Genomic DNA, 14,444 nt, shown 5'->3' on the forward strand with positions numbered 1-14,444 from the left:
CGCCGACGTCGCGACGGGGCACGTCGCCTAGGCTCTGGTCATGCAACGGATTATCGGAACCGAGGTCGAATACGGCATCTCATCGCCGTCGGACCCCACTGCGAATCCGATCCTGACCTCGACCCAGGCGGTGCTGGCCTACGCTGCGGCGGCCGGGTTGCAGCGGGCCAAGCGCACGCGGTGGGACTACGAGGTGGAATCGCCGCTGCGCGATGCCCGCGGCTTCGACCTGTCCCGCGGCTCCGGCCCGGCGCCCATCGTCGACGCCGATGAGGTCGGTGCGGCCAACATGATCCTGACCAACGGTGCCCGGCTCTACGTCGATCACGCCCACCCGGAGTACTCCGCGCCGGAGGTGACCGATCCGCTGGACGCTGTCATCTGGGACAAGGCCGGCGAACGGGTCATGGAGGCGGCGGCGCGTCATGTGGCCAGCGTGCCCGGGGCGGTGAAGCTGCAGCTCTACAAGAACAATGTGGACGGCAAGGGTGCGTCCTACGGCACGCACGAGAACTATCTGATGTCCCGGCAGACGCCGTTCTCCTCGGTCATCGCCGGATTCACCCCGTTCCTGGTGTCCCGTCAGGTCGTCACCGGCTCCGGTCGGGTGGGGATCGGACCCTCCGGTGACGAGCCGGGCTTCCAGCTGTCCCAGCGTGCGGACTACATCGAGGTCGAGGTCGGCCTGGAGACCACACTCAAGCGTGGCATCATCAACACCCGCGACGAGCCACACGCCGACGCGGACAAGTACCGCCGCCTGCACGTCATCATCGGCGACGCGAACCTTGCCGAGACGTCGACCTATCTCAAGGTCGGCACCAGCTCACTGGTTCTCGACCTCATCGAGGAGGGGCCGGCGCACGGTATCGACCTGTCCGATCTCGCGTTGGCCCGGCCGGTGCACGCGGTCCACGTCATCAGCCGTGATCCCTCGCTACGGGCGACGGTCGCACTCGCCGACGGGCGGGAGTTGACAGCGCTTGCGCTGCAACGCATCTACCTCGACCGGGTGGCCAAACTGGTCGAAGCCCGCGAGCCCGACCCGCGGGCCAGCCATGTCATCGACACCTGGGCGCATGTGCTGGACCTGCTGGAGCGCGATCCGATGGAATGCGCCGAGATCCTGGACTGGCCGGCCAAGCTCCGACTGCTCGAAGGATTCCGCAACCGCGAGAACCTGACGTGGTCCGCGCCGCGCCTGCAGCTGGTGGATCTGCAGTATTCCGACGTCCGTCTGGACAAGGGCCTGTACAACCGCCTGGTGGCCCGCGGGTCGATGCAACGGTTGGTCAGCGAGCAACAGGTGCTCGATGCCGTGGACAATCCGCCCACCGACACCAGGGCATACTTCCGCGGCGAATGTCTGCGCCGGTTCGGTGCCGATATCGCGGCGGCCAGCTGGGACTCGGTGATCTTCGACCTCGGTGGGGATTCGCTGGTGCGCATCCCGACTCTGGAGCCGCTGCGCGGCAGCAAGGCGCACGTGGGTGCGCTGCTGGATTCGGTGGACAGCGCCGCCGAACTGGTCGAGCAGCTCACGACGTGACGGCCGGTAACACCGGCTAACCCGAGTAATACCGGTGCCGACCGGTAATGTGAAAGAACCGGACAGAGCAATCAGGAGGCAGCGATGGCTCAGGAGCAGACCAAGCGTGGCGGTGGCGGCGGTGAGGACGATGACGTCGCCGGCGCATCCGCGGCCGGGCAGGAGCGTCGCGAGAAGCTTGCCGAGGACACCGACGATCTGCTCGACGAGATCGACGATGTCCTCGAGGAGAACGCCGAGGATTTCGTGCGTGCCTATGTCCAAAAGGGCGGCCAGTGACGGCGTGGTCGAATAAGCCGGTTCCCACCAGTCTCGACATCACCAATACGCATCTGAACCTGTCGTCGTTCTCGGATTTTCTGAGTCGGCAGGCACCGCAGCTGCTCCCGGGTGGACGTGACGTGCCCGGCGGACCAGGGACCGAGCTGCCGCACGGCACGACGATCGTCGCGCTGAAGTACCCCGGTGGCGTATTGATAGCCGGTGACCGGCGTGCCACCCAGGGCCACATGATCGCCAGCCGCGATGTCCAAAAGGTGCATATCGCCGACGATTACGCGGCCACCGGGATCGCCGGCACGGCGGCCATCGCGGTCGAGTTCGCCCGGCTCTATGCCGTCGAACTGGAGCATTACGAGAAGGTCGAGGGTGTCCCGCTGACCTTCCGCGGCAAGGTGAACCGGCTGGCCACCATGGTGCGTGGCAACTTGGGTGCCGCGCTGCAGGGCTTCGTGGCGCTACCTCTGCTGGTCGCCTTTGACGTGGATGCCATCGATCCGACACACGCCGGGCGCATCGTCTCCTTCGATGCTGCCGGTGGGTGGAACATCGAGGAGGAGGGCTTCCAGTCGGTGGGCTCGGGTTCGCTGTTCGCGAAGTCCTCGATCAAGAAGCTCTACCCGCAGGTCAGCGATGCCGACTCGGCGTTGATGGCCGCTATCGAGGCGCTCTACGACGCCGCCGACGACGATTCGGCCACCGGTGGCCCGGATCTGGTGCGCGGCATCTACCCGACCGCGGTGCTGATCGGCGCCGACGGAGCTGAGGAAGTGACCGAGGCCCGGATCGCCGATCTGGCCCGACAGGTCATCGACAAGAGGACACGCGCGGGCGGTAACGGCTGATGAGTTTTCCCTATTTCATCTCGCCCGAACAGGCGATGCGTGAGCGTTCCGAGCTTGCACGCAAAGGTATTTCACGCGGACGCAGCGTGGTGGTGCTGACCTACGACAGTGGCGTGCTCTTCGTCGCCGAGAACCCGTCCCGCTCACTGCAGAAGGTCAGCGAGCTCTACGACCGGGTCGGGTTCGCCGCTGTCGGCCGGTTCAACGAATTCGACAAGCTGCGGGTGGCTGGCATCCAGTTCGCCGATACCCGCGGCTATGCCTATGACCGGCGCGATGTGACCGGCAGGCAGCTGGCCAACGTCTACGCCCAGGCACTGGGCACCATCTTCACCGAGCAGGCCAAGCCCTTCGAGGTGGAGCTGTGCGTGGCCGAGGTGGCCCATTTCGGTGAGACGAAAGCTCCTGAGCTGTACCGGATCACCTACGACGGATCGATTGCCGACGAACCGCATTTCGTGGTCATGGGCGGCACCACCGAGCCGATCGCCACGGCGCTGGGGGAGTCCTACACCGAGAACGCCACCCTGGCCGATGCCGTCGAGATCGCGGTGAACGCGCTGCGCGCCGGTGGCAACGGGTCCGAACCGCGGGTGTTGGAGCCGTCGACCATGGAGGTCGCCATCCTCGACACCAACCGGCCCCGCCGGGCGTTCCGGCGGATCACCGGTGCGGCGCTGGAGGCGCTGTTGCCCGGCACCGGCGAGCGCAGCGACGGGAAGACCGGCACCGGCGAGCGCAGCGACGGGGACACCAGCACCGGTGAGCCCGGCGAGAGTCAGTCCGAACAGCCGCCGAGCTAGACCGCGGTCGGCTGGTCTCCACGCGGTCGGCAGGCGAACCCACGACGAATACCGGCCAGCCTTGCCCACCGATACCCGGGCGCACCCCGTAAGCTCGATCGTGTGCAGCGACGGATCATGGGAATCGAGACCGAATTCGGCGTGACCTGCACCTTTCATGGTCATCGCCGACTCAGCCCTGACGAGGTGGCACGCTATCTGTTCCGGCGGGTGGTGTCCTGGGGTCGCAGTTCCAACGTCTTTCTCCGCAACGGAGCCCGGCTGTACCTCGATGTCGGGTCGCATCCGGAGTACGCCACCGCCGAGTGTGACAACCTCGCCCAGCTGGTCACCCACGATCGCGCCGGTGAACGGGTGCTCGAGGACCTACTCATCGACGCCGAGCAGCGCTTGGCCGACGAGGGCATCGGCGGCGACATCTACCTGTTCAAGAACAACACCGACTCGGCCGGGAACTCCTACGGCTGCCACGAGAACTATCTGATCGTGCGCGCCGGCGAGTTCTCCCGCATCTCCGATGTGCTCTTGCCTTTCCTGGTGACCCGACAGCTGATCTGCGGCGCAGGCAAGGTGCTGCAGACCCCCAAGTCGGCCACCTTCTGCCTGTCCCAGCGCGCCGAGCACATCTGGGAGGGCGTCTCGAGTGCGACGACCCGTTCCCGGCCCATCATCAACACCCGTGACGAGCCGCATGCCGACGCCGAGAAGTACCGCAGGCTGCATGTGATCGTCGGCGATTCCAATATGAGCGAGTCGACCACCATGCTGAAGGTCGGTACCGCGTCATTGGTGCTGGAGATGATCGAGGCGGGGGTGGCATTCCGCGACTTCTCGCTGGACAACCCGATCCGCGCCATCCGCGAGGTGAGCCACGATCTGACCGGGCGCCGCCCGGTTCGCCTCGCCGGCGGTAGGCAGGCCAGCGCCTTGGACATCCAGCGCGAGTACTACGGCCGTGCGGTGGAGTATCTGCAGACCCGCGAGCCCAATACCCAGATCGAGCAGGTCGTCGATCTGTGGGGCCGACAGCTCGATGCGGTCGAGAGCCAGGACTTCGCCAAGGTCGACACCGAGATCGATTGGGTGATCAAGCGCAAACTGTTCCAGCGCTACCAGGATCGCTACAACATGGAGCTTTCCGATCCGAAGATCGCACAGCTGGACCTTGCGTATCACGACATCAAGCGTGGACGCGGTGTGTTCGACCTGCTGCAGCGCAAGGGGCTGGCGGCACGGATCACCACCGACGAGGACATCGATGCCGCGGTCAACACTCCGCCGCAGACCACCCGCGCCAAGTTGCGTGGCGAATTCATCAGCGCCGCACAGGAAGCGGGCCGCGACTTCACCGTCGACTGGGTGCACCTCAAACTCAACGACCAGGCGCAGCGCACCGTGCTGTGCAAGGACCCGTTCCGGTCTGTCGACGAACGGGTCAAGCGACTCATCGCCAGCATGTGATGGGCACGTCGCGCACGGTCGCGGCGGGCGGTACCCCCTAAGCTGCTTCAGGTGGCGACGTCCAAGGTCGAGAGACTGATGAACCTGGTGATCGCGCTGCTGTCGACCAGTTCGTATCTGACGGCGGAGAAGATCCGCAAGAACGTGGCCGGGTACTCCGACAGCCCGTCGGACGAGGCGTTTTCGCGGATGTTCGAACGGGACAAGAACGAACTGCGTGATCTGGGCATCCCGCTGGAGACCGGCAAGGTGTCGTCCTTCGACGCCACCGAGGGGTACCGGATCAACCGGCAGGCCTACGCGCTGCCGCCGGTCGAGTTGACGGCGGAGGAGTCGGCCGCGGTGGCGGTCGCGACGCAGCTGTGGCAGTCACCGGAGCTGGTCACGGCCACCCAGAGCGCGCTGCTGAAGCTGCGGGCGGCCGGTGTCGACGTGGACTCCGAGGATGTCGGCGTGGCGATCAGCTCGACGGCGACGCTGCCCGGCCTGCGCGGTTCGGAGGAGGCGCTCGGCGTGCTGCTCGCGGCCACGAACGCGGGGCGGGTGGTGCAGTTCGAGCATCGGCAGAGCCGCAACGATCCCTACCGGACCCGCACGCTGGAGCCCTGGGGGGTGGTGACCCATCGTGGCCGCTGGTACGTCGTCGGCCACGACCGGGATCGCGCCGATACCCGGACGTTCCGGTTGTCACGCATCGGGCCCGGCGCCAAGGCCATCGGGCCCGCGGGTGCGGTCACCGTCCCCAATGGGGTGAACCTACGTGAGATCGTGGCGCGGGCGGTCGCCGATGTCCCGACCGGCGAGCGGGCCAGGGTGTGGATCGCGCAGGGCCGGGCCACGGCGCTGCGCAGGCAGGCCACCGCCGCTCGTCCCATGATGTGGCGCGGTCGGCCGGGTGAGGAGATCACCGTCGATATCGGGATGTTCGACCGCCTCGGCCGTGAGATCGCCAGTTACGGCACCGATGCCGTCGCGCTCGACCCGCCCTCGCTGCGCGAGGATGTGCTGGCCCGGCTGCGCGCCCATGCGGGCGCGCCGAGCGGGGAGGCGGTATGACGACGCAGGTCTCCACCCGGCTGGTCCGGCTGCTGAACATGGTCCCGTACTTCAAGGCCAACCCGCGGGTCACCCGCGATGAGGCGGCAGCGGCGCTGGGCGTCACCCGCAAACAGCTCGACGCCGATCTCGAGCAGCTCTGGCTGTGCGGGCTGCCCGGATACGGCCCCGGTGACCTCATCGATTTCGACTTCACCGGCGACACCATCGAGGTGACCTTCGCCGCCGGTGTCGATCACCCGTTGCGGCTGACCTCGACCGAGGCGACCGGCGTGCTGGTTGCTCTGCGTGCCCTGCTCGATGTGCCGGGAATGGTCGACCCCCAAGCGGCCCGCAGCGCCATCGCCAAGATCGAATCGGCGGCCGGCGCGGCAGCCGCGACGGATACTGTCGCCCCCGCCGAACCCGAGAGCGCATCGGCAACGGCGGTCCGGGAGGCGACCCGCGCCGGTCGGGCGCTGCAACTGGAGTACCACTCGGCTTCCCACGACACCGTCTCCAGCCGCACGGTGGATCCGATCCGCGTCGTGCTGATCAGTGATCGCAGCTATCTGGAGGCCTGGTGCCGCAGCGCCGAGGGGGTGCGGCTGTTCCGATTCGACCGCATCGTCTCGGCGCGGGTTCTCGACGAGTCGTCCAGGCCGCCGGCCCCGGCCGTCGCCGCGGGCCCCGACACCGCACTGTTCGACGCCGATCCGGCGCTGCCCTCGGCGACGCTGTTGATCGACAGGTCGGCGGGGTGGATGTTCGACTATTACCCGCTGCGCGTGCTGACCGAGCTTGCCGACGGTGCCTGCGAGGCGGCCATGACCTACGCTTCGCTGGAATGGATGGCACGTTTCGTCCTGGGCTTCGGGTCCGCGGTGCGCGTGCTGAACCCGCCCGAGCTCGCCGACCGGGTTCGCCAGACTGGCGCAGCGGCGGTGCTCGCGTACGAAGACGAGTAGACTCGACCACAATCTCTGGAGGTGTTTGAATTGGGCGGTCTTCAACCGTGGCACTGGCTCATCGTGATTGCAGCGTTCATCCTGCTTTTCGGTGCCAAGAAGCTCCCGGACGCGGCGCGCTCGCTGGGTAAGTCGATGCGCATCTTCAAGTCCGAGATCAAGGAGATGCAGTCGGACGGCGACAAGCCGAGCACCCCGCTGCCCGAGAGCAGCGGCCCGGTCACCCCGGTCAGCTCGGAGCGGGTCGACACCGCCGAGCAGTCCAGCGACAAACGACCGGCCTAGACAGCTGCAGTACGTCCCACCCGCGGCGCGACGTCGCCATGATGTCGCGGGCGGATCTCGCCTGCACCGACGTTAAGGCTGCCCGTGCCGACCCCCGGAATCTTCTCAAGACTCAACCCGCGCAACGGCCGCATGCCGGGGCGCAAGCGCGCCAACCCCGACGGCACCATGTCGCTGGTCGACCATCTCGCCGAGCTGCGTAATCGGCTCCTGATCGCGGTGGTCGCGGTGCTGCTGACCACCATCATCGGCTTCTTCTGGTACTCCCACGGCGTCTTCGGGTTCCACAGCCTGGGTGAATGGCTGCGTGGACCGTACTGTTCGCTGCCCGAATCGGCCCGGGCGACGATTGCCCCGGACGGGCAGTGCCGGCTGCTGGCGACCGGACCCTTCGACCAGTTCATGCTGCGGTTGAAGGTGGCCTTGACCGCAGGCATCGTGCTGGCCTGCCCGGTCTGGCTCTACCAACTCTGGGCGTTCATCACCCCGGGCCTGTACAAGAAGGAACGTCGCTTCGGGATCGCCTTCGTCACCGTCGGCGGTGTGCTGTTCATCGGCGGGGCCGTGCTGGCCTATGTCGTGCTCTCCACCGCGTTGAGCTTCCTGTTGACGGTCGGCAGCGATGTCCAGGTGACGGCGTTGTCCGGTGAGCAGTACTTCGGGTTCCTGATCAACCTGCTGTTGGTGTTCGGGATCAGTTTCGAGTTCCCGCTGCTCATCATCATGCTGAACCTGATAGGCGTCCTTACCTATGCCCGTCTGAAGGAATGGCGGCGCGGTCTGATCTTCGCGCTGTTCGTGTTCGCCGCCTTCGCCACCCCCGGCTCGGATCCGTTCTCGATGTTGGCGCTGGCGTTGGCGCTGTCGCTGCTGCTGGAGTTCGCCATCCAGATCGCCCGCATCCACGACAGGCGCAAGGCCAGGCGGGAAGCGCTGGCCGACGTGCCCGAGGACGAGGCGGCACCCATCCCCGCGGCCGAGCCGATCGACCGGCCCGCACCCGTGTCCGCGCAGACGTTGATCGATGACGACGCCACCTGAGGCGGGGCCGGAGCTGCGGGCCTTCGCCGCGCAGCTCCCGTTCGGTCTCGACGGATTCCAGGTGCGGGGCTGCGCCGCGCTGGAGAGCGGGCACGGGGTTCTGGTGTGTGCCCCCACCGGAGCGGGCAAGACGGTGGTCGGGGAGTTCGCCGTGCACCTGGCGCTCGCCGCGGGCCGCAAATGCTTCTACACCACCCCGATCAAGGCGCTGAGCAACCAGAAACACGCCGATCTGGTGCGTCGATACGGCCCGGAGAAGATCGGTCTGCTGACCGGTGACCAGTCCGTCAACGGTGACGCCCCCGTCGTGGTGATGACCACCGAAGTGTTGCGCAATATGCTCTATGCCAATTCCGATGCCCTGCATGGTCTTTCGCATGTGGTCATGGACGAGGTGCACTTTCTTGCCGACCGGATGCGTGGCGCGGTGTGGGAGGAGGTGATCCTGCACCTTCCGGAGGAGGTGCGGTTGGTCAGCCTGTCGGCCACGGTGAGCAATGCCGAGGAATTCGGTGGCTGGATCCAGACCGTACGCGGCGACACCACGGTGGTTGTCGACGAACACCGCCCGGTGCCGCTGTCCCAGCACATGATGGTGGGTAAGCGGTTGTTCGACCTGTTCGCGGGTTCGGATCACACCCTGGTCGACAAGGATCTGGTCCGCCACATCGCCCACCGGCGCGAAGCCGACCGACTGACCGACTTCTCCCCGCGCGGTCGCGGTCGCGGTCAGGGCAGGCCGACGTTGAACCGGCCGCCGTCCCGGCCTGATGTCATCACCACGCTCGATGCCGAGGGTCTGCTGCCCGCCATCACCTTCGTCTTCTCGCGGGCGGGCTGTGATGCCGCGGTCAAGCAGTGCCTGCGCTCGCCGCTGCGGTTGACCACCGACGAAGACCGCGCCCGGATCGCCGAGGTCATCGACCGGCGCTGCGCCGACCTGAAGGACTCGGATCTGTCGGTGCTCGGATACTACGAATGGCGCGAGGGTCTGTTGCGCGGGCTGGCCGCACATCACGCCGGCATGCTGCCGGTGTTCCGGCACACCGTGGAGGAGCTCTTCACCGCAGGCTTGACCAAGGCGGTCTTCGCCACCGAGACACTGGCGCTGGGCATCAACATGCCGGCCCGCACCGTGGTGCTCGAGCGTTTGGTCAAGTACAACGGCGAGCAGCATGCTCCGTTGACGCCGGGGGAGTACACGCAGTTGACCGGCCGCGCGGGCCGGCGCGGGATCGACGTCGAGGGCCATGCGGTGGTGTTGTGGCATCCCGACAACGCGGCCGCCGACCCCGCCGAGGTGGCCGGGCTGGCCTCGACGCGCACGTTCCCGCTCAAGAGCTCGTTCACGCCCACCTACAACATGACCATCAACCTGGTCGGACAGCTGGGACCCGATCAGGCGCGCAGGCTGTTGGAGCGATCCTTCGCCCAGTTCCAGGCCAATCGGTCGGTCGTCGGCCTGGTGCGCGGGCTGGCGCGCGGGGAGAAGATGCTGACCGACCTGGCCGCCGAGATGGGGGCCCGGCCGGGAAAGAAGACCGAACCGCCGGTGCTCGAGTACGCCCGCCTGCGTGCAGCGATCTCGGCGCGTGAGCGCGCCCAGTCGAGGGCCTCGAGGATGCAGCGTCGTCGCGCCGCCGATGACGCGTTGACCGCGCTGCGGCGCGGCGACATCATCAACATCACCAACGGGCGCCGCGGCGGGCTGGCCGTCGTGCTGGAACCGGCGCACGACGAGGAGGATCCCCGGCCGCTGGTGCTGACCGAGCACCGCTGGGCCGGGCGCATCTCGTCGGCGGATTACTCCGGTGGCTCCGCGCCCCTGGGGTCGATGCAGCTGCCCAAACGTGTCGAGCACCGCCAGCCCAGGGTGCGCCGCGACCTGGCCTCGGCGCTGCTGTCGGCGGCGGCCGGACTCGACGTGCCGAGCCGGCACCGGGCCGGTCGTGGTGAGCCCGATGTCGACCCCGAACTGGTGATGCTGCGCGATCAGCTGCGCAGGCACCCGCTGCACGGTGCCGGCGACCGCGAGGACCAGGTTCGGTTGGCCGAACGCTATCTGCGTATCGAGCGGGACAACGAACAGATCCGCCAGAAGGTCGCGGCTGCCACCAACTCGTTGGCCCGCACCTTCGACAGGATCCTGGTCCTGCTGTGCGAACGCGGTTTCGTCGACCGCACCGGCGACACGCCCAAGGTCACCGAGGACGGCCGGCTGCTGGCGCGGATCTACAGCGAGAGCGACCTTTTGGTGGCCGAGTGTCTACGCCGCGGGGTGTGGGACGGGCTCGGCCCCGCGGAGTTGGCCGGTGTTCTCTCGGCTGTGCAGTTCGAATCCCGCGGCGACGGGTCGGGGCCGCAGGGCATGAGCATCCCGACCGCGAACCTGCGCAAGGCGCTGGCAGCGACCCGACGGCTGTCGGCCGATATCCGCAGTGATGAACAGCGCCAACGCATCACGGCCAGCCGCGAGCCCGACGACGGCTTCGTCGCGGCGATCCACCAGTGGGCCACCACCGGTGATCTGGCCTCCGCACTGGCCGCCTCCGATGTCAACGGCAACGGATCGGTGTTGTCCGCCGGTGATTTCGTGCGGTGGTGCCGGCAGGTGCTCGATCTGCTCGACCAGGTTCGGATCACCGCACCTGAACCGGCCCTGCGGGCATCGGCGAAACGCGCCATCAACGACATTCGACGCGGCGTCGTTGCAGTTGATGCAGGGTAGTGTGACGGCGTGGATCCGCGGCGGCGGGCCACGCAGACCAGTACGAGCTCGGATCAAGGAGACACGATGAGCGGACCGCAGGGATCTGACCCCACGCAGGCGTGGTCGGGTCAGCCGCCGCAGTCCGGCGGAAACCCGCCCTCCGGTGACCAACCCGCCTGGCAGCCGCCTCCCACCCCGGAACAACCCGGCCAGGACGCGCCGGCCTGGGGCCAACCGTCGGCTTACCCGCCACCGCAGGGTTATCCGCAGTATCAGCAGCCCGGGCAGCCCGCTTACGGTCAGCCGCAGCAGTACCCGCAGCCCGATCAGTACGGCCAGCAGCCCACGGGATACGCACCGCAGGGCTACCCGCAGCAGTACGGTCAGCCCTACGGCCAGCAGCCCCAGTACGGGCAGCCCGGCCAGTACGACCCCCAGCAGCAGTACCCGCCCTACGGCCAGCCCGGTTCCGAGGAGGGGTCGAAGAAGTCGCTGGCCGTCATCGGCAGCGTCCTCGGCGGTCTCGCGCTGGTGGTCGTCATCGCCGTGCTGGTGCTCGGATTCTGGAAGCCCGGATTCTTCGTGACCACCACACTGGATGTGGACGCCGCCCAGACCGGCGTGCAGCAGATCCTCACCGACGAGGCCAACGGGTACGGCGCCAAGAACGTCAAGGACGTCACCTGCAACGGCGGTGTCAGCCCCGAGGTGCGCAAGGGTGACACCTTCACCTGCCAGGTCAGTATCGACGGCACCAAGCGCCAGGTGACCGTGACCTTCCAGGACGACAACGGCACCTATGAGGTCGGCCGCCCGAAGTAGTCCTTCGGGCGGGGACGTCTAGGAGGGCAGCTTGTCCAGCGCCTTCTGCAATCGCGCGACCGAGGACTGCACTCCGAACTCCTCGGCCAGCGCGACCACCCGCGCCGGGTCGGCGGCGGCCAGCGGCAGCGCGTCACTGTCCCCGGACAGCGTCACCGGGGCATCGAGGGCCACCCGGACCACGGGCTCGGCGGCAACGATGTAGTCCGAGGCTGCCAGCAGCTTCTTGCGTTGTGCCGTCGGCACACTCGACGACGGATCCGCCGCCGCGGTGATGATGGACTCCAGAGATCCGTGCTGGGCCAACAACGTCGCGGCCGTCTTCTCACCGATACCGGCCACGCCGGGCAATCCGTCGGAGGGGTCACCGCGCAGCAGCGCCAGTTCGGCGTAGGCGGGCCCGGCCCGGTCGACCGGCACGTGATAGGTCTCGGCGACCTCGGCAGGCCCGAACAGCACCGCCTTGGCCAAGCCGCGACCGATATAGAAGACCCGCACCGGCACCGGTTCGTCGCGTACCAGCTGGAGCAGGTCGCGGTCTCCGCTGACCACCACCACCGGGTCCTGCTTCTCGGCGGCGGCCAGCGTGCCAAGCACATCGTCGGCCTCGTATCCCGGGGCACCGGCGGTGGCGATCCCGAACGCGTCGAGCATCGCCATGATCATGTCGACCTGCGGTGTCAGGTCGTCGGGAACCTCCTCGACGTCGGGGGTGCCCGCCGGCAGCGCCTCCTCGACGCGGTGCGCCTTGTACGACGGGATGCGGTCCACTCGCCACTGCGGACGCCAGTCGAGGTCCAGGCACACCACCAGCCGACCAGGCCGGTGCGTGCCGACCAGCGCGGCGATGTTGTCGATGAACCCGCGCAACGCGTTGACCGGGCGTCCGTCCGGGGCGGTGATCGAGGACGGCACCCCGAAGAAGGATCGGAACCACATGCTGGCACCGTCGAGGAGCAGGACGGGGCGATCCCCCTGGGCGAGCGTCGCGGCACGGTGAGATCCGGAATCGGGCATCGCACTAGCCTATGGGTATGGCCACCGCCGGGGACACCGCCCGTTTCAGCACCGATGTCTACGCCCACCGTCTGCGGGAAGCCGCCGCGGGAGCCGCCGCGGCCGGACTCTCCGGTCTGATCATCACGCCCGGCTACGACCTGCGGTATCTGACCGGATCACGGGCGCAGACCTTCGAACGGCTGACCGCGCTGGTACTGCCCGCCGACGGGTCGACGCCCACGGTGATGGTGCCGCGCCTGGAGCTGGCTGCGCTGCGCGAGTCCGCTGTCCCCGAACTCGGTGTGACGGTACGGGACTGGGTCGACGGTGAGGACCCCTACGCGTTGGTGGCCGCGGCTCTCGGGGCGGGCAGTGGGACGGGCGCAGTGACGGGTGACCAACCGGCGACGGCTGTCACCGACTCGATGCCCGCTCTGCACCTGTTGCCGCTGGCCGACATCCTCGGCCGGGTGCCGGTGCTGGCCACCGATGTGTTGCGTCGGCTGCGGATGATCAAGGATGAGAGCGAGATCGAGGCGCTGCGCAAGGCCGGCGCGGCCATCGACCGGGTGCACGCCCGCGTACCGGGTTTCCTGGTGCCCGGTCGGACCGAGGCCGAGGTGGCCGCCGATATCGCCGAAGCCATTGTCGTCGAGGGGCATTCGGAGGTGGCATTCATCATCGTCGGCTCCGGGCCCAACGGTGCCGACCCGCACCACGAATGCTCCGATCGGGTGCTGTGCGCCGGCGATATCGTCGTCGTCGACATCGGCGGGCCGTATGCGCCAGGCTACAATTCCGATTCCACCCGCACCTACAGCCTCGGTGAGCCCGATGCCGAGGTGGCCCGGCAGTACGCGGTGCTGCAGCGCGCGCAGGCCGCCGCGGTCGCCGCGGTGCGTCCGGGCATCAGCGCCGAGTCGGTCGACGCCGTCGCCCGCGATGTGCTGGCCGCCGAGGGCCTTGCCGAGGTGTTCGTGCACCGCACCGGTCACGGCATCGGTCTGTCGGTGCACGAGGAGCCCTACATCGTCACGGGCAACGAGATCACCCTGGAGCCCGGTATGGCGTTTTCGGTGGAGCCCGGCATCTACTTCGCAGGGAAGTGGGGAGCCCGCATCGAGGACATCGTGATCGTCACCGATGACGGGGTCGAGTCGGTGAACAACCGGCCGCACGAGCTCGTCATCGTGCCGGTGTAGTTCCCGGCGCGGTGCTCAGCTCTCGCTGCGATCCAGCAGAGTCGACGAGCCGAGCACCCGTTGGATGTGCACCGTGATGACCACTCGGCGCGGATTGACCCGTGGGGTGCGGTAGCGCTGCGCGTAGCGCAACTCGGCATCCCGGACATCGTCGGGATCACCGCTGACGGTGGCCGTACCCTCCAGCGACAACCAGCGTGCACCGTCGACCTGACTCAGCACGGCGACGCCGCGTTCCTTGGCGTTGACGGCCTTCTGGGATCCCCCGGTGGTGATGACACGCGCCAGATGGGTCGTCGGGTCGAAGGTGAACCCGACCGCCACCACATGCGGTGAGTTGTCGCTTCGCAGGGTGGTCAGCATGGCCAGATGACGCTCGGTCAGGAATGCCAGTGCGTCATTGGTCAGTCGTGTCGTTGCCTTACCCATCGGGGTCCACGCTAGC

General features: G+C 67.8%; 14 protein-coding genes. 12 read left to right on the forward strand and 2 right to left on the reverse strand.

Translation table 11 applies throughout. The annotated features are described in order from the left end of the window. Positions 1-40: 40 nt before the first annotated feature. The 11 genes from dop (at position 41) to FBY28_RS00135 (ending at position 11,798) form a co-directional block, all read left to right on the forward strand. Positions 41-1,549: a depupylase/deamidase Dop gene (gene dop / locus FBY28_RS00085; RefSeq protein WP_141863420.1), complete on the forward strand. Its 1,509-nt coding sequence runs from the start codon at positions 41-43 to the stop codon at positions 1,547-1,549. A gap of 84 nt (positions 1,550-1,633) precedes the next feature. Continuing rightward, positions 1,634-1,828, forward strand: a complete 195-nt coding sequence (locus FBY28_RS00090; RefSeq protein ID WP_019512928.1) for a ubiquitin-like protein Pup — start codon at positions 1,634-1,636, stop codon at positions 1,826-1,828. Continuing rightward, a complete protein-coding gene (gene prcB / locus FBY28_RS00095; protein ID WP_286177568.1) occupies positions 1,825-2,673 on the forward strand; it encodes a proteasome subunit beta in 849 nt (282 codons plus the stop codon). Before FBY28_RS00090 ends, prcB begins: the two co-directional genes overlap by 4 nt. Next, entirely contained in the window at positions 2,673-3,476 is an 804-nt protein-coding gene (gene prcA / locus FBY28_RS00100) for a proteasome subunit alpha (RefSeq protein ID WP_141863421.1), read from the forward strand. Before prcB ends, prcA begins: the two co-directional genes overlap by 1 nt. A gap of 102 nt (positions 3,477-3,578) precedes the next feature. Beyond that, positions 3,579-4,937, forward strand: a complete 1,359-nt coding sequence (pafA, locus tag FBY28_RS00105) for a Pup--protein ligase (protein WP_141863422.1) — start codon at positions 3,579-3,581, stop codon at positions 4,935-4,937. Positions 4,938-4,988: 51 nt separating this feature from the next. Further along, positions 4,989-5,993: a helix-turn-helix transcriptional regulator gene (locus FBY28_RS00110; RefSeq protein ID WP_141863423.1), complete on the forward strand. Its 1,005-nt coding sequence runs from the start codon at positions 4,989-4,991 to the stop codon at positions 5,991-5,993. Next, positions 5,990-6,940 (forward strand): helix-turn-helix transcriptional regulator, encoded by a 951-nt coding sequence (locus FBY28_RS00115; RefSeq protein WP_141863424.1) that lies wholly within the window; start codon positions 5,990-5,992, stop codon positions 6,938-6,940. Before FBY28_RS00110 ends, FBY28_RS00115 begins: the two co-directional genes overlap by 4 nt. Positions 6,941-6,961: 21 nt before the next feature. Further along, the gene (gene tatA, locus FBY28_RS00120) at positions 6,962-7,225 is read left to right on the forward strand and encodes a Sec-independent protein translocase subunit TatA (RefSeq protein ID WP_286177570.1); all 264 of its coding nucleotides are present in this window, start codon (positions 6,962-6,964) and stop codon (positions 7,223-7,225) included. Positions 7,226-7,309: 84 nt separating this feature from the next. Beyond that, entirely contained in the window at positions 7,310-8,266 is a 957-nt protein-coding gene (gene tatC, locus FBY28_RS00125; RefSeq protein ID WP_141863425.1) for a twin-arginine translocase subunit TatC, read from the forward strand. Further along, positions 8,250-10,994, forward strand: a complete 2,745-nt coding sequence (locus tag FBY28_RS00130; RefSeq protein WP_141863426.1) for a DEAD/DEAH box helicase — start codon at positions 8,250-8,252, stop codon at positions 10,992-10,994. The genes tatC and FBY28_RS00130 overlap by 17 nt, the downstream gene beginning before the upstream one ends. A gap of 66 nt (positions 10,995-11,060) precedes the next feature. Beyond that, the gene (locus tag FBY28_RS00135; protein ID WP_141863427.1) at positions 11,061-11,798 is read left to right on the forward strand and encodes a DUF4333 domain-containing protein; all 738 of its coding nucleotides are present in this window, start codon (positions 11,061-11,063) and stop codon (positions 11,796-11,798) included. A gap of 18 nt (positions 11,799-11,816) precedes the next feature. Here the strand turns inward: FBY28_RS00135 and FBY28_RS00140 are convergent, their stop codons facing one another. Further along, positions 11,817-12,815, reverse strand: a complete 999-nt coding sequence (locus FBY28_RS00140; protein ID WP_141863428.1) for a 5'-3' exonuclease — start codon at positions 12,813-12,815, stop codon at positions 11,817-11,819. A 17-nt stretch (positions 12,816-12,832) separates the two neighbouring features. Here FBY28_RS00140 and FBY28_RS00145 point away from each other — a divergent pair, with 17 nt between their 5' ends. Beyond that, a complete protein-coding gene (locus tag FBY28_RS00145; protein ID WP_141863429.1) occupies positions 12,833-13,999 on the forward strand; it encodes a M24 family metallopeptidase in 1,167 nt (388 codons plus the stop codon). Positions 14,000-14,014: 15 nt separating this feature from the next. Here FBY28_RS00145 and FBY28_RS00150 read toward each other — a convergent pair whose 3' ends face one another. Then, on the reverse strand, positions 14,015-14,428 hold the full coding sequence (locus tag FBY28_RS00150) for a F420-dependent biliverdin reductase (RefSeq protein ID WP_141863430.1): 414 nt from the start codon (positions 14,426-14,428) through the stop codon (positions 14,015-14,017). Positions 14,429-14,444: the final 16 nt, after the last annotated feature.

It is taken from the genome of Arthrobacter sp. SLBN-53 (genome assembly GCF_006715585.1).
Lineage (GTDB): Bacteria > Actinomycetota > Actinomycetes > Mycobacteriales > Mycobacteriaceae > Mycobacterium > Mycobacterium neoaurum_A.